The 18,234-nt window shown below is 58.1% G+C and carries 15 protein-coding genes and 1 pseudogene; 8 read left to right on the forward strand and 8 right to left on the reverse strand.

What is annotated here, in order from left to right; all coding sequences use genetic code 11:
• Positions 1 to 1,933: 1,933 nt before the first annotated feature.
• From EPAKOI_RS07645 to EPAKOI_RS07655, 3 genes are all read right to left on the reverse strand, one after another.
• Complete coding sequence (locus EPAKOI_RS07645) at positions 1,934 to 4,111, reverse strand: PIN domain-containing protein (RefSeq protein ID WP_423193429.1); 2,178 nt, start codon at positions 4,109 to 4,111, stop codon at positions 1,934 to 1,936.
• Positions 4,112 to 4,159: 48 nt separating this feature from the next.
• Positions 4,160 to 5,932 (reverse strand): hypothetical protein, encoded by a 1,773-nt coding sequence (locus tag EPAKOI_RS07650; protein ID WP_423193430.1) that lies wholly within the window; start codon positions 5,930 to 5,932, stop codon positions 4,160 to 4,162.
• Between the two features lie 116 nt (positions 5,933 to 6,048).
• Complete coding sequence (locus EPAKOI_RS07655; RefSeq protein WP_052495059.1) at positions 6,049 to 6,984, reverse strand: LysR substrate-binding domain-containing protein; 936 nt, start codon at positions 6,982 to 6,984, stop codon at positions 6,049 to 6,051.
• A gap of 255 nt (positions 6,985 to 7,239) precedes the next feature.
• On the opposite strand from EPAKOI_RS07655, the pseudogene aspA reads away from it, so the two are divergent.
• The 4 genes and pseudogenes from aspA (at position 7,240) to EPAKOI_RS07675 (ending at position 12,436) form a co-directional block, all read left to right on the forward strand.
• A pseudogene (aspA, locus tag EPAKOI_RS07660) lies at positions 7,240 to 8,675 on the forward strand (aspartate ammonia-lyase).
• A gap of 52 nt (positions 8,676 to 8,727) precedes the next feature.
• Positions 8,728 to 10,041: a dicarboxylate/amino acid:cation symporter gene (locus EPAKOI_RS07665; protein WP_224039302.1), complete on the forward strand. Its 1,314-nt coding sequence runs from the start codon at positions 8,728 to 8,730 to the stop codon at positions 10,039 to 10,041.
• A 52-nt stretch (positions 10,042 to 10,093) separates the two neighbouring features.
• Positions 10,094 to 11,533 (forward strand): aspartate/glutamate racemase family protein, encoded by a 1,440-nt coding sequence (locus EPAKOI_RS07670; RefSeq protein WP_224039301.1) that lies wholly within the window; start codon positions 10,094 to 10,096, stop codon positions 11,531 to 11,533.
• Between the two features lie 63 nt (positions 11,534 to 11,596).
• A complete protein-coding gene (locus tag EPAKOI_RS07675; protein ID WP_052495066.1) occupies positions 11,597 to 12,436 on the forward strand; it encodes a D-alanyl-D-alanine carboxypeptidase family protein in 840 nt (279 codons plus the stop codon).
• 261 nt (positions 12,437 to 12,697) lie between these two features.
• Here the strand turns inward: EPAKOI_RS07675 and EPAKOI_RS07680 are convergent, their stop codons facing one another.
• Complete coding sequence (locus EPAKOI_RS07680) at positions 12,698 to 13,078, reverse strand: winged helix-turn-helix transcriptional regulator (protein WP_043355288.1); 381 nt, start codon at positions 13,076 to 13,078, stop codon at positions 12,698 to 12,700.
• A gap of 93 nt (positions 13,079 to 13,171) precedes the next feature.
• Between EPAKOI_RS07680 and EPAKOI_RS07685 the strand changes: the two genes are divergently transcribed.
• From EPAKOI_RS07685 to EPAKOI_RS07695, 3 genes are all read left to right on the forward strand, one after another.
• Positions 13,172 to 13,576: a DoxX family protein gene (locus EPAKOI_RS07685; protein WP_423193431.1), complete on the forward strand. Its 405-nt coding sequence runs from the start codon at positions 13,172 to 13,174 to the stop codon at positions 13,574 to 13,576.
• A 12-nt stretch (positions 13,577 to 13,588) separates the two neighbouring features.
• A complete protein-coding gene (locus EPAKOI_RS07690) occupies positions 13,589 to 14,332 on the forward strand; it encodes an SDR family NAD(P)-dependent oxidoreductase (RefSeq protein ID WP_224039300.1) in 744 nt (247 codons plus the stop codon).
• A 98-nt stretch (positions 14,333 to 14,430) separates the two neighbouring features.
• Entirely contained in the window at positions 14,431 to 15,069 is a 639-nt protein-coding gene (locus EPAKOI_RS07695) for an NAD(P)-dependent oxidoreductase (RefSeq protein WP_043355292.1), read from the forward strand.
• Positions 15,070 to 15,327: 258 nt separating this feature from the next.
• Here EPAKOI_RS07695 and EPAKOI_RS07700 read toward each other — a convergent pair whose 3' ends face one another.
• From EPAKOI_RS07700 to EPAKOI_RS07715, 4 genes are read right to left on the reverse strand one after another with little or no spacing between them, the layout of a single operon-like run.
• The gene (locus EPAKOI_RS07700) at positions 15,328 to 16,059 is read right to left on the reverse strand and encodes a hypothetical protein (RefSeq protein ID WP_066735637.1); all 732 of its coding nucleotides are present in this window, start codon (positions 16,057 to 16,059) and stop codon (positions 15,328 to 15,330) included.
• A 47-nt stretch (positions 16,060 to 16,106) separates the two neighbouring features.
• Complete coding sequence (locus tag EPAKOI_RS07705) at positions 16,107 to 16,742, reverse strand: hypothetical protein (protein WP_043355296.1); 636 nt, start codon at positions 16,740 to 16,742, stop codon at positions 16,107 to 16,109.
• A gap of 29 nt (positions 16,743 to 16,771) precedes the next feature.
• A complete protein-coding gene (locus EPAKOI_RS07710) occupies positions 16,772 to 17,095 on the reverse strand; it encodes a hypothetical protein (RefSeq protein ID WP_066735635.1) in 324 nt (107 codons plus the stop codon).
• Positions 17,096 to 17,100: 5 nt separating this feature from the next.
• Positions 17,101 to 17,631: an HAD domain-containing protein gene (locus tag EPAKOI_RS07715; RefSeq protein ID WP_043355300.1), complete on the reverse strand. Its 531-nt coding sequence runs from the start codon at positions 17,629 to 17,631 to the stop codon at positions 17,101 to 17,103.
• 330 nt (positions 17,632 to 17,961) lie between these two features.
• Between EPAKOI_RS07715 and EPAKOI_RS07720 the strand changes: the two genes are divergently transcribed.
• A complete protein-coding gene (locus tag EPAKOI_RS07720; RefSeq protein WP_043355301.1) occupies positions 17,962 to 18,225 on the forward strand; it encodes a helix-turn-helix domain-containing protein in 264 nt (87 codons plus the stop codon).
• Positions 18,226 to 18,234 lie beyond the last annotated feature (9 nt).

Consider the following 18,234-nt stretch of genomic DNA (forward strand, 5'->3'; position numbering starts at 1 on the left):
AGATGGATAACGACGGCCGACTCTGGTTTTCCCGCACTAGTCGAAAGACGCAAAACTATGTTTGATCGCGACGTAAATACGTGTCCGAATGCTCTTCGGCTCATACGCGCCAAAACAAACATACTTTTTCATTTGCATCCCTTACTGCCCACAGTTTTGTTATCGGCCGAATGCCTTCGACCCGTGCGATGATGTCCAACGCATACGTGCCGCAGGAGTTTACATGGCCGCTCAAGAAGATGGGCTAAGCATCTCACCGTTTCCTTCTTCCCTGAGGGATCTCCGAACTCTATGCCAACCAGGGCATCCTTGCGATCCCGTCGATCGCGCTTTACATGATGGCGCGTATCAGGAGCTGGGGACTGTACTGCAGTGGCTGTCTGGATTTGCTACCCATGCTACGGAGCGTGCCTATGAGAAGGAAGTCCATAGGTTTTACTGCTGGGCGCTCTTCATCGATCGAAAGCTGTTGGCCGAAATCACCCCGTCAGACCTAGACTTCTATGATGCATTTCTCCGGGATCCTCCAGACTCCTGGTGCGGAATGCGCAATCGGCGTCGTACTGCCGGAGATTGGCGGCCGTTCGAGGGAGCTTTGTCGGACGCGAGCTGCTCATTCGCATTTCGCGTCTTGGAAAGTTTATTTTCGTTTCTGGTCGATTTCCGGCACATCCAATATAACCTCTTCCGCGAGCGACGAATCCGTCGGAAGAAAAGTGCCATGGGATCCACAAAGCCCTCGAGATCCCTGCCCCTTTTGTCGTTTGTTCGATTACTCCGAGAGCTCGAGTTAGAGTGCGAGAAGTTTCCAGTCGGACATCCAGCGCATGACGAGGCCGAGCGGATGCTCTTCGTAATTCGGTTCATGGGAAACACTGGCATCCGCGGGGAGGAGTTGGCCTGTATCCGCCTGTCCGATTTGTTTTGCTACAAGTCACCAAGCTCCGGAGATGAAACGTGGTCGCTTTCTTTAAGGAACGCGAGCGGGCAGCAGGCAAGGAAGATTGTCCTGAATCCTTCGGCCAAGTATGCCATTTACAGATACTTGGCGGCACGTGGTATCCACATTCCTCCTCCTCCGTCAGCAACGCCCTTGGTATCCCGGCTCCACGGAGACGAGCAAGCTGTTCCTTTAGGCCGGGACTCAATCTATGGAATAGTAAAAAACGCCGTGAACCTCGTTGCCGACAGGATCGAACACAAAAATCCGGATGAAGCTGCCCGTTTTAGGAAGGCAACTCCCCATTGGTTGAGGGTCACGTATCGTCGAATGAACGTAGATTCTCGGCAAAATGTCTACGCAATCCCAAGGATGAGTGCTTAGCTTACGGCATATCGGCACCGCTGCACCCGCCCAGGGCACCACCATTCGGCATATGGATACGCGAATAGTCTCGGCATCGTTGTCACTGGCTGGGTTACCGGCTATACGAGCCTGTGGAGTGTTGTGCCGCCGCCAACTAGCGCTGAATCTGAAAATCCTCTAACTGCTATTTCTCGTTCACACATCGCGCCACGCTCGAGTGCTCAGGTTCGCCTTCAGCGCAATTCTGAGCCATAGAGACGAACAAAAGCCCGCTTGCGCGGGCTTTTGGCGGCCACCAATGAGACATTGGGGTGGCCTCGTAGGCTAGGCCTGCTTCCATTATGCCATCGCGAAGCAGGGCTTCATCTATCTCGCAGACGGGGGCAGATTCCAACTGCCGCCGATAGCCTGAAGATGGGCCGCACTGCCAAGGCAGCCAATTGCCTGGCGGTCACGGCAAAGCGTCGGTGGACGCGAGCAGAACGCTTATGATTGACTACTAGCCACGCATTGCTGCCACGATATCAGCGGATTGCCAAATGCACGTGCGTCATTCATGCGCAACGTATAGGTGATGCGACGAAAGCTGGCCTGCCCTGCCCTACGCGTTGACCCGTCGCCGTCCTATTAGCTTGCCGTTGCCGGTGACACCGTGACGTTTGTGAGCGCTTTCGCATTTGGCTGATGAACGACGAAGCCGGTTCTGCAATAGAGCGCTCCGATCGCGGGCGGCTCTATCGCGCCGCCCTCCCCGGCCAATGCAATTCCCGTTTCTAAGCCATGCTCCAGCACGTTGAGAAATTCAGCCTTGTCTTCCCTGGGAATCTCTCGTGTAGCGGGATACGGCGAGGTATAAGCAAACAACATGTCCGCTACTTGCCGCAACCATCGGGCAAAGCCCTCGCGCATTCCTGTGACGTTATCCTTTCTGCGAAACAAGCCATTGGCGATAAATTTCACGAACTCTACAACTGCGCCGTACTGCATGGACACGTTTGGCATTCCTTGAATCAGGTCGCGCGCTAGGCCGATCGCGTACCGGCGATTGAGCGCGGTTGCGAGGTGGGTGGCAACAAATTCAAGCGTCCGCGCCGCCATCTGCGGCTGCTGGAGTCCCCAAAAGACGTCATCTGCATGAAGGGCGAAAACGGTGCGATTGTGCAGCGCCGAGTTGAGGGCGAACTCTGCGTGATCACCACGTGAGATCTTGCCGTCCTGCAAGCCCTTCATCGCCACGAGATAGGGGAACACACCCTTGATACCAAACACTCCATAGACCCAGTTCCTAAGGCGTTCATCCACCGAGAACAAGGCTGCCCCCTTTTCGAGGCACAACGCGAGCGCGTCATAGGTATCTGTATCGAGAAGATCCTTTAGAAGGATGAGTTCGTGAGGCATTTGCTCCGGCCCATACACCGGGCAAACTTCGCAGTGTTCGTCCATTAGCCTCAATGCTTCGGTATATTGGCTTGCCTTCCACTTGCGAGCCTCTTCCGTGATAGGCAAGAATGCGAACTGCCCATCTATATCGGCCGCATGTCCCTCTGCGCGAGAATCCAACGCCTCGACTTCCGCTTGTTTGAATCGATCGTAGGTCCCCCGGCAAACATACACCCGTGGCAACACTGAGAGAAGATCACCCTGTCCAAAGCGGACAAGTTCAGCCAGCGTGAGCGCGTCCATCACAACGGGGAACGATTGGTCGAGCAACAATGCACTTGCGGCCTCAAGCTCTGGCGCTGTGGTGACACCACTTGCGAGCGGAGGGTTGCGCTGGTCCCAACTGAAGACCATTTGCATGCCGTCGGCGCCGAGCATTTGCGCACACAAGCCAAGCGGAAGCTTGCTCTCGGCGTATTGCTCCATTACCGATTTGCTACGTTGCGTTTGCGCCTTGAGTCGGTCATGGATGGGCGAGACATCCAGGTTCCCATCCTCTTTCTCGGTCAGGCTGAAGAGCTGCAGACCAGGCGCGGGTTCTAGCGATTTCGACAAGAGTTCGTGCGCGTACTCGCCCAGTCCTTGATGAGCATCACTGATCTCACGAATCGTGAAATTGCGAACATCGAACGTTCCCTCGATGTCAACGGTGTCGCCGCATGCCAGTCCTAGCATCGTTTTCGCCAGCGGGCTGTCCGCAGCAAGGAATCTCGCAGATTTCGGCAGATCCGTCATGCCTGCAGGATCGATCACGATTTTTACGATGCTCCTGTCCGCGCCCTCAAGCGTCACCATGGAGCCAGGCCTCACCTCCGGAAAGTGTGTTCTACCGTGTCTGGCTCGGTGACCGATCAAAACTCCCATTAGATAGGAGGAGGCGGCACTGACGTCGTCCATGTTCGAGCGGAACATGCGATAAAGCCGCGCGTACCCGACCTCTGGCTTGCCATACTGCAACTCTGCCGCCGCCAAGTGCGCGATCTGCTTCAGGGTCCCCGTAAGACGCTCGGGCGCCTCGCTGAAGGCGTTTCGGATTTGTGCGGGTGGTCTGGTATGAAGAACAACTTGGTACCAAAAGACCCATGCTTCCGCCCGCTCTGGATGGGCCTCGCGATGCAGTCTCGCAAGCAGTTCGAGCTGGCTCCAGTCATTGGCTTCTTGTGCGACGCCCATCGCTAGGCGGCGGAAGGCGTCATCTGAAAGCCATTCGGGTGGCACTTTTTCCAGGAGGTCTTTTGACTTTCGCCGGTACCCACCAAACAATAGGGCACGCAGTCGTCGCGTCTGAATTGGTAGGCTGCGGCCGCTGGGGTCCACCGACTCCAAGAGGCCGACGGCGTCGGAGAACTGATCGGCGCGAATCAAAATATCCGCGACGATCAGACGCTCGCGCGAACTCGAATGGGTGGAGACTCACTTCTTTATGACCTCGACAAACCGGAGCGCTTCGCTGTCACGGCCGGCATTGAGCATCAGCCCCGCAAAGGCGCTGAGTGTAATCAGATCAAGGCCATCAGCGGGCGTCTCACTGACTTCCTTGACCACCTTTTCGGATTGGCCGGAGTTGCACGCGCACACCATTTCAAGCAGCTTGACAACCGGTTTCTCGTCCGGCGCATGCTCGCGCAATGCGTGAGTGATGCGAGCAAATGCCTCGGACTCGCCTCGGTTTGCGGCCGTTTCGGCCGCAAGGAGCAATCCGTCTTCGTCCAGCGCATTGAGGTGGGCTATGGAAAATTTAACAAGATCCTCGTGCCGGCGGAGGAAGAGCAAGGATCCGATGTGTAGGGCGGCCACGTTATCGGCATACTCAGGAATTTCCGTTTCGATTCGCTCGCATATGGCGAGCGCCACGCCAGGCTTGCCGGTTAGCATGTGGGCAAGCGCCACGTGCGAGGCAGCTTCGGCCCTGTGCTGGCTATTTTCGATCCGCCATAGTTCTGTTGCCGCAGGCTCGAACGCGGCGATTACCTCATCGAGACCCTCACGCAAATCTTCGGCGTAGGCGTCGAAGTCCGCGGAAATCCCGTCCTTTCCTGCGACGCTAACGATGATGCCTGCGGCCCCTTTGCGGGTGAAAAGGCCTGCATCCTTTGCGCGTAAAGCTCGCCGTGCGTAGGTTACCGCCAAGTCGCTCTGTTGCCGATAAAAGGCGTAGGCCATCATTTGCAGCGCATCTGCTTCTTCTCTGAAGCGCGCCGGCAATTCGGCTTCCGTCAAGTCCTCGTTCTCGCAGATTCGAGCATTGGTAGCCGCTAGCCAAACATGGAGCGAAAGCGGGAATAGGCCTAGCAGGCGTGCCCCTTCAGCGTTGGCAAGCTTGAGGTCTCCCTGGATGATATGCGCTCGGATTTTGTTAGCGGCGATGCGCTCGTCATCCCAAAACAGGTCATAGGCACGTAGAAACCACTCAGCAGCGACCTCCTCACGATTCTGTTGCCAGTGTGCAATGCCATTCTGAAGAGTCCAGCGCGCCTTCTGATGTCTGTCGAAGCTCGCGATCTCGGTTTCGAGAGTGGCAAGCAACTCCTGCGCAGCCTGAAATTTCAGGCCGCGCAGCAGGTCGTTCACCTTGTCAAGCTGCCTCGTCACAAGCCCATTCGGTGAATCTGTCCGACCTGTAGGCAACATCTGCAATAGTGCCGCCTTGAATGTTGCTTCCATCGTCGCAGGCATGGCAGCGATCTGCGCCCCAGTCCTTTCTCCCTGCTCACGTAGCACCGCAATGGCACCGCCCGCGCTGTTTGGGGAGTATTTCGGATGCAATGCGTCGTATCGTTGGATGTGGTTGCATATCTCGGTCCACGATTCCACTTCGACCAAGAATTGGCCATTGGCCTGCCGAAGGTCGCTGACTTCCTGTGCGTGCTTGACGAGCGCCGTGTCGCTTGCAGCTGTCGTGGCAATTATGAGACGGACAATCTTCCAACCCGCCGCGTCGGCCGCGGCAACCTCATCATCAATTGTCTTGGTGGTCACCCCGCCATCGACATACCGCTTGCACTGGATGCCAATTCGACCGGCTCTTGATGTAACGAAAATGTCTACACCGCCCTGCTTCTGCCCTGATCTGCCGTTCCTCTTTGGAGTCGGATCGTCGAACACGACACCGTAGACATCCGTGCACATGTTTTCGAAGCTGTCAGCATTCGTTGGCTTTGAGATCTCGATCTCGAACGCGCGCATTCTGTAGGCCTTTCTAGTTCTGTGTCGACGGATGACCCTTGCAACCATTCCGCGGTCATTGCTTCCCCGCATTCTGCCAACAGGTCCCAGCGACTCCCCTTCCCTTCGCCGCTTGTTCAGACTGGAGCATCATCTTCGACGTGTTCACACGATGAAGTATTGTCCAATGACTGCCACAGGTCTTGCAGCGTAGGGTTGGCGTTGGCAATCGCCCGGTAGCACCTGATTTCCAATTGAGCAGTCCAGGTGTCGTGGCCCGCCTGGACGAGGCGTCCCGCTGCGATCTCCTCCGCAACCGCGCTTACCGGTAACCACGCAACGCCGTATCGCTCGACCACCATCTTCATCAGCAACATCGCCATGTCCGCCTCGTAGCAGCTACGCAGATGGTACGGTGCGTCGGCGCTGTTCAAGATCATATCGACAACGCGTCCCATGAATGTCGTGGCCGTGTACGCGAGGTACGGGAGCGGAGCGTCGGTCGTGCCCGGCAGCGAAAAGATCGGTTTGCCGCGGTCGTCTGGCGCAGATACAGGGATGAAATCCTCATGGCCTAACGTGATGCCGGCGAACTTGTCGCGGTCGAGCAGGATCGGCACGAGTGGATGGTGATAGCCGATCATCAAGTCGCAACTGCCTTCAGCCAATGCGACGACGGCATCGTGAACGTTCGCTGCGACGACTCGCGCATTGAAATCACCGGTTTGTTGGTGGAACTGCTTCAACCACCTTGGCAAGAACGTCAACGAGAGCGTATGGCCGGCGGCGATCTGGATGGAACGGCCTGGCATCTTTGCCTCCTGGCGCAGTTCCGAACGCAGTTCCGTAATGGCACCGACGGATTCTTTGCTTTGCTCGCAGAACCTGCGGCCAGCAGGCGTCAATTCGACCGGGTAGGTGCCTCGGTCTACCAATTCGACGCCAACCCAATCTTCCAGCGACTTTACGCGTCGAGAAAGTGCTGATTGCGTAACAAATCGGAGCTCTGAGGCCCGGGAGAAGCTGTGCGTCTGTTCGATCGCCAAAAGATCTTCGATCCACTTCAGTTGCATTTGGCACCTCTTTGCCGCTGAGGGTCACACGTACCCAAGTGGGCAGCCGAACGCCCACGTAAACCCCATGTATGGACCGAAAACGCAAGAAATAAGCGAATCCTGATCATCAAAGTACAGCATAAAGTGCGCTATGTGGCGCTCCAAGCAAAACTATTCTGGTATGGAATAGTTTCAATTTACATCCTCATAAAGTGGATTCCATTGCGCTCCTAGAATCCGGTTGGCAAACAAGGCGCACTGATGAGGAATGCGATGGCTATTCAACAAGATTTCAAGGGAACGCGGCGCGAGCATGACTTGCTTGGCTACCGCGAGGTGCCGGCAGACGCGTACTACGGCATTCATACGCTGAGGGCACTGGAGAACTTCCCGATCACTGGCGACCCAATCTCGAAGTACCCAGAGCTGATTGTGGCCCTGGTCGATATCAAGGAGGCCGCGGCGCTTGCAAACCGCGAGTTGGAACTGCTTGATGAGCAGCGCGCCAACGCCATTGTCGAGGCCTGCAAGGCCATTCGCGCGGGCCAGCACGCCGACCAGTTTGCCGTCGATCTGATTCAGGGCGGCGCGGGCACGTCGACCACAACATGAATGCCAATGAGGTCGTGTGCAACAAGGCGCTGGAAATTCTCGGACGCCAGCGCGGTGAATACGACGCGCTGCATCCGAATGAACACGTCAACATGAGTCAATCGACCAACGACGTGTACCCAACCGCGCTTAAGATTGCCACCTGTCGGAGCGTGCTGCGATTGCTGGACCAGATGGCGCTGCTTGAGTCGTCCTTCGAACGCAAGTCCGCAGAGTTCCGCGACATGCTGAAGGTGGGTCGCACGCAACTCCAAGACGCCGTGCCCATGACGCTGGGACAGGAGTTTGGTACGTACGCCGTCATGCTGAATGAAGACCGCCAGCGATTGGGCGAAGCACTGCCACTCATCAGCGAAATGAATCTCGGCGCGACAGCGATCGGCACCGGCATCAACGCCCATCCGGACTACGCAGTGCTCGTGCGCAAGCACCTGTGCACCGTAAGCGGACTCCCGCTGCATACCGCGCCCTACCTCATTGAGGCGACACAAGACTGCGGAGCATTCGTTCAGCTCTCGGGGGTGCTCAAGCGGATAGCCGTCAAGCTCTCCAAAGTTTGCAACGACCTGCGCCTTCTCTCGAGTGGTCCACGCTCTGGGCTGGGCGAGATTAACTTGCCGCCGGTGCAGGCAGGTTCCAGCATCATGCCTGGCAAGGTAAATCCCGTGATTCCGGAAGTTGTGAATCAGGTGGCCTTTGAAGTTATCGGCAATGATATGACCATCACGATGGCCGCTGAAGCCGGGCAACTGCAGCTCAACGCCTTTGAGCCGGTCATTGCCTATTCGCTGTTCCGCAGTATCAGCCATTTGACGCAGGCTTGCGCTACGCTCGAGGAAAAGTGCGTACGCGGCATTACGGCGAACCGTGACCATATGCGAGAGATGCTGGACAGATCCATCGTGCTTGTGACCGCGCTGAACCCCTACATCGGTTACGCAAATTCGACCGAGGTCGCACGAGAGGCGCTAGAAACGGGCCGCAAGGTTGCCGACATCGTGTTGGAGCGAGGCCTGCTGTCGCAGGAAGCACTGAACGAGATTCTCCGGCCGGAAGTCTTGACGTCGCCCCGCGCGCCGATCGCATTCAATAAATAAGCACCGGGGATCGACGAGTTCCCGGTCAGACCATCTGTAGGTGGAGGACACAATGAACACGAAGCGACTGACCACACATATCGTGGTTGCAATGGTGGCCGGCATAGCCGTTGGCTGGCTGTGCCACAGCCTGGCCAAGGATGCCCAGGCCGCAAAGGAAATCGCCGGCTATTTCGGCATCGTGACCGACATTTTCCTGCGCATGATCAAGATGATCATTGCCCCCCTGGTGTTCGCCACCTTGGTTGGTGGGCTGGCCAGCATGGCTGACGGTGGCGCCGTCGGCCGAATTGGCCTGAAGGCCATGGTCTGGTTCGTTTCCGCCTCGGCGATCTCCCTCGCGCTTGGCATACTGCTGGTCAACCTGTTCCAGCCAGGTGCCCATTTGAATCTCACCATCCCCGAAGCCAGCGCGGCAGCGACCAACCTCAGGGTTGGAGACTTCAGCCTGAAGGGCTTTATCACACATGTGTTCCCGAAGAGTATCTTCGAAGCCATGGCCAACAACGAGATTCTGCAGATTCTCGTGTTCTCACTCTTCTTCGGCGCGGCGTTGGCGTTTGTAAAGGGCAGCGGCAATTCCACCCTCGTCAACGCAATTGAAGAACTGACGAAGGTCATGTTTCGCATTACGGACTATGTGATGCGCTTCGCGCCGGTCGGCGTCTTCGCCGCGATGGCGGCTTCCATCACGGTGGAAGGCGTCGGTGTTCTGGCCAGCTACGGCAAGCTGATCGGCGAGTTCTACCTCGGGCTCGCGATCCTCTGGGCGATGCTGTTCGGTGTGGGTTTCCTGTTCCTCGGCCGTAGGACCTGGCAACTCGGGAAGCTGATTCGTGAACCCATTCTGCTCGCATTCTCGACCGCCAGCAGCGAATCGGCCTACCCGAAGACCATCACGGCCCTGGAACGCTTTGGCGTCTCCAAGCGCGTGTCGAGCTTCGTCCTGCCGCTGGGATACTCGTTCAACCTCGATGGGTCGATGATGTACCAGGCTTTCGCCGTCATGTTCATTGCCCAGGCGTACAACATCGAACTGTCCTTGACCCAGCAACTGACCATCCTCCTGGTGCTCATGGTCACGAGCAAGGGCATGGCTGGCGTTGCACGGGCATCGCTGGTGGTGGTCGCTGCCACGCTGCCCATGTTTCATCTGCCGGAGGCTGGCCTCCTGCTCATCATTGGCATCGACCAGTTCTTCGACATGGGTCGGACCGCGACCAACGTCGTTGGCAACAGTGTCGCCACCGCTGTCGTGGCAAAACTTGAGAACGAGACGTCACCTGGAACGGTCGGTGATGACGCAGATGTCGCGCCGGCAGGGGCGATCGCCGCACAGGTCAGCCGCCACGCATCCATGAACTAAGCTTGAATCTCTCTGCACGAAATCAGCCTCGAAACCGGATCACCTAGACGCAATGCAAGACCTTACCTTTGGAATGATCGGCGGCCTCGGGACGCTTGCCGGGGCTGATCTTTTCCTCAAGCTTGTGAAAAGCCGTGCAGTCATGGCCGACCAGGGCCGATATCACTTCCTGTTCGAGCAGCATCCCTTTCGAGATGTCGCGGAGCCGCTCACCCGCGACGCAAACATGACGAGCCGTAAGCTCTACGTGTTCAAGACCTGCCAGTCATTCGAGAGCAGGAAGGTTGATGCGGTGCTTATGCCCTGTTTCGCATCTCACACCTTCCGTGATGAACTCCAGTCGGAGTTGTCCATTCGCATTGTCAACATGATGGATGCACTGGGCCAGGCGTTGCGCGACGCATTGCCGGAGGGTGGGCGTATTGGTGTCCTGGCATCAGACTACGTTCGCGTTGCCGCATTGTTCGATACACACTTCAGACAACGCTATGAGATAGTCTATCCGACCACCACGACACAGGCCGTGCTGATGGAGGCGGTGTACGGCGCCGACGGCATCAAAGCCGGCAATACCGAGGGGCTCTCCTTGGAGCACGTCCATCAATCGTGCTTGGAGTTGCTTGACGCCGGGGCCTCCTTGATTGTCCCAGGCATGACCGAACTGTCACTGGTCGCCACCGCCCTGCAACGTCGTGGTATCCCCATTGTCGACGTGAACCAGATCTACGCTGACTATGCGACGTCGCTGGCGGACGGACAATTCAATCCGGCGTTCAAGCTCGGCATCGTCGGCGGCGTGGGCCCGGCTGCAACGGTGGACTTTATGGGAAAGATCGTGAGCAACACCGTTGCGTCCAAGGACCAGGATCACATTAAGATGGTCGTGGAGCAGAATCCGCAAATCCCGGATCGCACGGCAAATCTGCTGCGCCACGAAGCGGACCCGACAGTTGCACTCTACGCAACCTGCAAACGTCTGGAATCTGAGGGGGCAAACGCCATTGCGATCCCCTGCAATACCGCCCATGCGTATGTTGAGCGGATTCAGCCGCATCTCTCGATTCCGATCGTCAACATGCTGACGGAAACCATCGGACACATCGTCGGCAAGTATGGAAAGGGAACGAAAGTTGGACTTCTTGCGACGTCGGGCACGGTGGAGAGTCGGGTATATCACGATGCTGCCGCAGGGCAGCTAGAACTGATCACACCGCCGCCCGACTTCCAGGCGATGGTGATGGAGGCAATCTATGGCCCGACAGGCGTGAAGGCTGGCTACACGCAGGGGCACTGTGCAGCGTCGCTTCGGGCAGCCATCGAGCACCTCCAAAATAAGGGTGCGCAAGTCCAGATCCTCGGCTGCACCGAACTCCCGCTCGTTTTCTCGCAGACCGACAGCTTCCCGGTCGGAAGCGCGAGCGTCGCACTAGTGGACCCAACTGATGTCCTTGCAAAACGGTGCGTCCAGCTAGCGTCCTCCGCCCAGGCGTAGTCACCTACACAATGCTCTCCTCGAGGCGGCCTCACGCCTCGGCCCACGCACGACAGTTCATTGATGCCTTTTTTGCGCTTCACTCGTTTTCTTGCCGCCTCGGCATTTGCTTTCGGCGCCCTCCCCCTCCCCGCAACGGCCGCGCAGGCTCCACAGATTGCAGCACGCTCTTACATTTTGCTCGACAGCGGCTCGCATCGCGTCATGCTCGAGAAGAATGCTGACGAGCGTCTACAGCCCGCGTCGCTAACTAAAATGATGACAGCCTACGTCGTGCTTGACGCCCTGAAGGCGAGCACGATCAAGTGGGAACAGTTGGTGCGTGTGGAGGCCAGCGACCTTGCTCATGTGGGCGGCGACGAGGCAACCATGCGCCTCCAGGCCGGCCAGATCATCAGCATTCAGGACCTACTGACGGGTCTCATTGTTGTCTCAGCAAACGATGCGGCAATGGTCCTGGCCCGTACGGTCGCCGGGTCGGAGGACGCATTTCTAGGGAAAATGAACGATTACGCCAATCGTCTAGGGCTGAGTGCCAGTCACTTCGCCACCCCTTCCGGCATTACCACGCCAAACCACTACTCGACTGCCCGAGACATTGCCCACCTGTCGGTGCGCTTGACGGAGGATTTTCCGGTCTACCTGGCCTTCTCCGCTCAGCGGGATTTCAGCTATGGCAGCTTCACCAGACACAACAAGAATCGGCTGCTGGACGATCCAACTATCGATGGCCTGAAGACGGGCCATACTGCCAAGGCAGGCTATTGCCTGGCGGTCACGGCAAAGCGCTCGGTGGCCAAGGGCAAAGCGATGCGACGTGTTTTCGCTGTGGTTCTCGGCGCACCCTCCAACGATGGGCGCTTCGTCGCGGGCAGGCAACTGATCGATTACGGCTTTCATTGAGCCCGCTGCGGCTCTGAGCCGCTCGTCGCTGGGGATGGTCAACGGCAAGCAGCGGTATAGCCCTCTGACTGCATGTTGTGCCGGCGTATGGGGGCGCGCAATGCGAAGCACGAGAACTCCAGGTCGCCGTTGACGGGAGTTTGTGTAATTCCTGGCACGTTAAGACTCTCCCTCACTAGCGGGTTGACGATGCTCACCCCTGCGCTTGGCGAGCGTGATGCGAACCGGTGCCGGGGCAAACGCAGTCTCATGCCGGATGCGCTAACTCCCCTTTGCCCTGCGCCCGCGCGACGTCGGCTTCGCCGGCACACTTCTCCCATACTCATTCCACCACGCTGTCAGCGCCTCCATCGTGGCCCCCAAGCCGCGCGCCTTTGCCGTGATCTCGTACTCGACGCGCGGCGGCACCTCAGCAAACACCGTGCGCGATATTAGGCCATCCGCCTCCAATTCACGAAGCTGTGCCGTCAACATGTGCTGAGTGATCCCCGGTATGGCCTTGCGCAGTTCCCCAAAGCGATAGATCCGCTGGTTGAGCAGCCACATGATTTCCAGCTTCCACTTTCCCGACAGTAGCGCAAATGCCCGGCGCATTTCCTCGTGCATGTTGATCTCATCGCCGCCATTAGTCTTCTTTTCCATACTAACCACCAGTTTTTCATCCTACTTGCTGACTTTTAGCTTAGACGACATTCTGTTGCGTGTCGATGCAATCCCCCAGCTTTAGGAAACCTCATGACTCAAAGTTACGTGTACTGGATCAGCACGGCGCTGCTCTCCTTGCTCTATCTCGCTTCCGCGACGATGTATTTAGCCAAACGGGCTTGGATTGTCCAGGCACTTACAGACCTTGGCTATCCCGGCTATCTCGTACCGTTTCTCACTGCGGTAAAGCTCCTGGGCGTGGCCGCCATTTTGGCGCGCGTCAGCGCGCCGCTAAGCGACCTGGCCTACGCCGGCATGTTTTATCACCTGCTGCTGTCTGGTTTGGCTCACCTTGGCGTCCGTGAACTGAGAGGTGCGCTGCCTGCGGTAGTCGGCGTTGTGCTGCTCGTTTCGTCGTTCGCAACACAGAACATCGCTCGCGAGACCCCGTCCCCCTACGCTCCATTTGCGGAGCGCCAAACATCCCTCAACTAACGGAGATCAACCATGGCTCGACTCAACGGAAAAGTCGCGATCATCACTGGTGCCGGCCGCGGCATCGGCCGCGCCACCGCAAAACTGTTTGCCGCAGAAGGCGCCAAAGTGGCCGTTCTTTCGCGCACCCTGGCCAATGTGGATGCGGTCGTTGCCGACATTCGCGCTGATGGCGGAACGGCAATCGGCGCGCTTTGCGACATCGCCAATGCCGGCGAGATTAAGGCAGCGGTGGATAAAGTCGTCGCTACCTATGGCGGGATCGACATCCTCGTCAACAATGCCTTCGACTCATCCGCGCCGTTCTCTTCCATTACCGATCTGTCGACGGAACAGTTGCAGCGCAATTTCGAGATGGGACCGATTGCGTATCTGCGGACGATGCAGGCGGCGTACCCCTACCTCAAGGCGAGCGGTGAAGGACGTGTCATCAACTTCGGCTCAATGGCTGGTGTCCTGGGCTTGGTGGGATATGGTCCGTACAACATGGCCAAAGAGGCAGTGCGCGCTCTCACCCGCACCGCTGCCCGTGAGTGGGGCCCCGACAAGATCACGGTGAATAATGTACTGCCGGTGGCCGAGACATGGGGTCCGGAAACCAACGTCCCTCCGCCGACCAACCCGCTCGGCCGCTATGGTTCGCCGGAAGACGATATTGCGCCTGTCGTCCTGTTCTTGGCGAGTAAGGATGCCCAGTTTTTGACCGGATACAGCCTTACCCCCGACGGCGGCTCGATCATCGACAGCGCTCGATAGCTCGGAGCAACTGTCCGTGGTTCGAACACGTATGCAATGCTATCAAATTTGATCGGGCCACTAGCACCTGAGGCTGTGAAGCGGCAATTGAGAGAGAGATGAAAGTTACCCTTTTCGGAGCGACCGGGAAAACCGGGCCATCCCTTGTAAACGAGGGCCTGCAGCGCGGCTTCGAACTCACCGTCTTTGCACGTTCCAGCAGTAAGTTTGAGAACGCCAATGTGCAGATTGTCCGAGGCGAGTTTACCGATATTGACTTGTTGCGAGACGCAATCCGTGGATCAGATGCGGTGCTTTCGGCGCTGGGCCCTGCCAGGCAGCCACACCCGAAAGGTATGCCAATCACTACGGCGACCCGGGCAATCATCTCAGCGATGGAACGCGAGCAGGTGAAGCGGTTCATCGCGGTCTCGACCGGGACAGCCGCTGATCCTGGCGATGATTTCGACCTCAAGATCTGGCTGCCTGCCGCAATCATCAAGTTCGCGATGCCAAGTGCTTACGAAGATATGATCGGACTTGCAAGAGCGATCCGTATCTCGTCGCTTGATTGGACAATGGTTCGAGCGGCTGTATTGAAGAATCGCCACGCCGCGGAGCAACTCAACGTCGGCTTGTATGGTCACGCCAAGCATTCGCTGACGGTCGCCCGTGAAGACTTGGCCAAATTCATGTTTGATCAAATTGCGAACCACGATTTCGTTCGCCGGGCTCCCGGAATCAGCACCCGACAATGACTTCGGGGAGGAGACCGCTAAGCGCTTAACTGCCCGGCCCAGTGTTCATGAACGCTGATTTTCCGTCCTGCTTACAAAGCGGTAAAACACATCGATTTCCGGGACTGTTGGGAGTTGCACCGCCTTTCAGTCACGAACTGGACTCTCGGCGCATGAATGATGAGCGACCAAGAGTGTCGTACGGGACGGCGGCATTTGACGTCGGTGAAGGGCGCCTCCTACGGCCGTTCTCGTCAGTCCACAGCGCTGCCTCGAACTCTAATGGATGGCCTCGGCACGCAGCAGCTTCCACGTGCCAATTTGGTGGTCGAATACGGCCCCATCGGGAGCCACCGCAGATCGCACATCCCAAAATTGATACCGGTCTGCCTTCCCGCCGATGGCGATAGTTTGTCCGCGGGCAATGCTCGCGCCCTTCACCAACAAATGCCGGGTAATGATTCCGACAACATTCGCACAGTTTGGGATTTCGGCCGGGGCACTGACTTCCTTCATCCCAAAATTATGCATACCGCAACTATAGGCACCGCTGCCGGCCCCATCGACCGTCACGACAAACGCCCGAAGAATCCCATCGACGCCCTCGCTCGCGAAGTCCAGCCATTTTTGCGGCGTATGGGCAATGCCGACGTGCTCGACGAGCACACCCAGCGCCCCAGCTTGAACCACAGCGCTTGCCGCAGCCATCAGATGCATCATCCGATGCAAACTGCCCCCCGCGCCCTTGATAATGACGCACGACGCGTGCTGCCTCACTGCACGCATCTCGCTGGTGTCGTGCCAGTGCAGACCAAAACACCAAAAATCCAGCACGGTATTCCTACGACGTCCTTTCCGAAACTCGATGAGGACGCTCTCCCCCGTGTGCAAATCCGTGAGCATGCCGTCAACAAGACGATACTTTGGCGCTTGAGAACTTAGCGCGGATAGAAATTCGGCACGGGAGACCCACGCGCCCGGAAGGGAAAGAACAACGAGAGAGTTTTGCATCGGACGGCTACATGAAAGTTGTCGAAGCGGCGGCGGAGCGATGCTCGTCACATACCAACTTCGATTTGATCTAATCGACAAAGCAAGGCGTCGGTTAGCCAGGACAGGAAAGCGCACCATCCGCCGTGTGAGAGACCCTGGCCGTCAGGCGTATCGATCAGCCACCCCGACGACTGGCCCGGCGCGCAATCGAGTTGCCACCGTAGCCATCGACGGAGAGGCACCGTGAACTCCGACGGCACGTCGTCAAGGCGGATGTATTCTTCGGGTTCAGATTTGATGGTTTGCAGTCCGCCCGGCAACCAATTCGCCAATGCGCAGTGTCGTTGCGCTGGTGTCGACGTTCGTTCCTCCCTCGGAGGATCTTCGTAACCTACGGTCACCGCCGTCACGCAATCTTCGCAACTGAGCGCACCATCATTCTTTGCGCGTTGGATGTTGCGCAGAATCTCCTGCGTGCGAAGAAACTGGCGCTCGGAAATCTCCCGGGTCGCCCGGAGCCGGCGATTCGCCCGGTACAACGTTTCCAGCGGGTAGCGTTGGGCGAGTTGGACCACATCAAACAGGGTCGGACGCGCGAGGATGATAGGGATTTCCGCCGGGGTGCCGCGCAGTTTGGGGTTGGACCATAGGTGTGCACCCGCGCGAAACGCCAGGTCTCGGAATACAAATTTTTCAGCCATGGTACCCCTCCCAGCAACTCGAAACCGTCTTAGATCGACTCGCGCGATAGCACGGTGCCCTGCGGCACGTCCTCCGAACGATGCATCGTGCGCTTAACCGGTGCCACGACGCTAAGCGCCATGCCGACCAATTGCATTGGGCGAACGAGGTCCCGTTCCACATTGTCTAGCGATGCGATGGTCCGGAACGTTGTGCGCGGCCCCGGGCCCCGCGCATCGAACTCGTCCATGACGATTCGGTAGGCACCGGTCACCAGCGAATCGCCCGCGATGTTCTCGATCTCAAGCTGCCCAAGTGTTCGGCGGCAGTCTTCCTGTCCGTCTGGAATGAGTTCCACGGTCACGCGTAGCATGGTGTTCACTTCCCGCTGAGCGTGCTTGCGGCCATCCCCTGCAGTCGCTGGGTCAGGTCGCACCGTGTCGACGCGCTCGCAAGCCCCAGCGCCCCATCCGTCTCGACCAAGTGGTCGCGCAGCGCGACGGGCCAGCCCTCGCTGTCGTCGTCGATGGCCAGCCAATGTTCGGCCCGCAGCCCAGATCGCGCAACGTATCGCGCGATCTGGGCATACCGCGTGAGTTCGCTGAACCAGCTCGCGTCGATGCGGTGCGCACCCTCATGGTGTCGCGCCATGGCCGAATGCCAAGTAGCGCCGATCACGCGCGCCTGCAACGCAGCGGGCAGATAGGCTTGGGTTCGGCTGAAGCTCTTGAGCACGCGCACCCACGACGTGGAGAGAACAATCTGGACCTGGGGATAGGGGGCGAGAGCTTCCACGAGAATCGGCGCCCACATGAACAGCGAGCCTGCCGCACGCAATTGAGGCCGGCCATTGACCAGATAGGCCGCATCGGGGTGCAGAACACCGTCGTAGTCCAGAAACAAAATCATCGTGCATCGTGTCGTTGCGCTGACGCAGGGCAATGCGTAGCCGCTCGTGCCTGCCGCCCCAGATCCGCCGTTCGGCGGCAGGCCCTCTCGGTGCTATGCGCGCGGGGCGGCGATCGGTGTGCGCAGCAGTGTGACGCCGCGCGAAGCCCTTGGTTAAGGGCCGCTGCAAAGGCGGCATTGTGTCTCAACGACTACAGAATGAGAAGACCTTGACGCAAGAATATGTTCGGAAAGCCTTGTCTTTCATGGAAACGGCGAGCTTATATAGCAGGAAAATATTGTGACTCAACGACCACTGACAGATAAGGGAACGGTCCGCAATATGGACGCATGTCCCGTGTCCATCAGCCCTCCGCTCGTGAATTGCTCGCCCTGAATATTCGGCGACTGCGCGCGGCCTATGCATGGACGCAGGAAGATCTGGCCTGGCAAGCGGACATGGACCGTTCGTTTCTGGCACACGTCGAAAGGGCGGCCCGCAATTTGTCGATCGACGTCATTGAACGGCTGGCGCTCGCCCTGGAAGTCCCGGTCGCGGAACTGTTTCGCGTGCCAGACGTGACGCCCCCGCGCAAGCGCGCCCCGCGTCATTGAGCCAGGGGC

Source organism: Cupriavidus sp. H18C2 (genome assembly GCF_049393795.1).
In the GTDB taxonomy this organism is placed as follows: Bacteria; Pseudomonadota; Gammaproteobacteria; order Burkholderiales; family Burkholderiaceae; genus Cupriavidus; species Cupriavidus pauculus_C.

What these genes read in the sequence shown, in the direction of transcription:
- EPAKOI_RS07720 (WP_043355301.1), top strand. Translation starts at nt 17,962, where the DNA reads ATGTCCCGTGTCCATCAGCCCTCCGCTCGTGAATTGCTCGCCCTGAAT.
- EPAKOI_RS07685 (WP_423193431.1), top strand. Translation starts at nt 13,172, where the DNA reads ATGACTCAAAGTTACGTGTACTGGATCAGCACGGCGCTGCTCTCCTTG.
- EPAKOI_RS07700 (WP_066735637.1), bottom strand. Translation starts at nt 16,059, where the DNA reads ATGCAAAACTCTCTCGTTGTTCTTTCCCTTCCGGGCGCGTGGGTCTCC.
- EPAKOI_RS07715 (WP_043355300.1), bottom strand. Translation starts at nt 17,631, where the DNA reads ATGATTTTGTTTCTGGACTACGACGGTGTTCTGCACCCCGATGCGGCC.
- EPAKOI_RS07675 (WP_052495066.1), top strand. Translation starts at nt 11,597, where the DNA reads ATGCCTTTTTTGCGCTTCACTCGTTTTCTTGCCGCCTCGGCATTTGCT.
- EPAKOI_RS07665 (WP_224039302.1), top strand. Translation starts at nt 8,728, where the DNA reads ATGAACACGAAGCGACTGACCACACATATCGTGGTTGCAATGGTGGCC.
- EPAKOI_RS07690 (WP_224039300.1), top strand. Translation starts at nt 13,589, where the DNA reads ATGGCTCGACTCAACGGAAAAGTCGCGATCATCACTGGTGCCGGCCGC.
- EPAKOI_RS07705 (WP_043355296.1), bottom strand. Translation starts at nt 16,742, where the DNA reads ATGGCTGAAAAATTTGTATTCCGAGACCTGGCGTTTCGCGCGGGTGCA.
- EPAKOI_RS07670 (WP_224039301.1), top strand. Translation starts at nt 10,094, where the DNA reads ATGCAAGACCTTACCTTTGGAATGATCGGCGGCCTCGGGACGCTTGCC.
- EPAKOI_RS07710 (WP_066735635.1), bottom strand. Translation starts at nt 17,095, where the DNA reads ATGCTACGCGTGACCGTGGAACTCATTCCAGACGGACAGGAAGACTGC.
- EPAKOI_RS07680 (WP_043355288.1), bottom strand. Translation starts at nt 13,078, where the DNA reads ATGGAAAAGAAGACTAATGGCGGCGATGAGATCAACATGCACGAGGAA.
- EPAKOI_RS07650 (WP_423193430.1), bottom strand. Translation starts at nt 5,932, where the DNA reads ATGCGCGCGTTCGAGATCGAGATCTCAAAGCCAACGAATGCTGACAGC.
- EPAKOI_RS07655 (WP_052495059.1), bottom strand. Translation starts at nt 6,984, where the DNA reads ATGCAACTGAAGTGGATCGAAGATCTTTTGGCGATCGAACAGACGCAC.
- EPAKOI_RS07695 (WP_043355292.1), top strand. Translation starts at nt 14,431, where the DNA reads ATGAAAGTTACCCTTTTCGGAGCGACCGGGAAAACCGGGCCATCCCTT.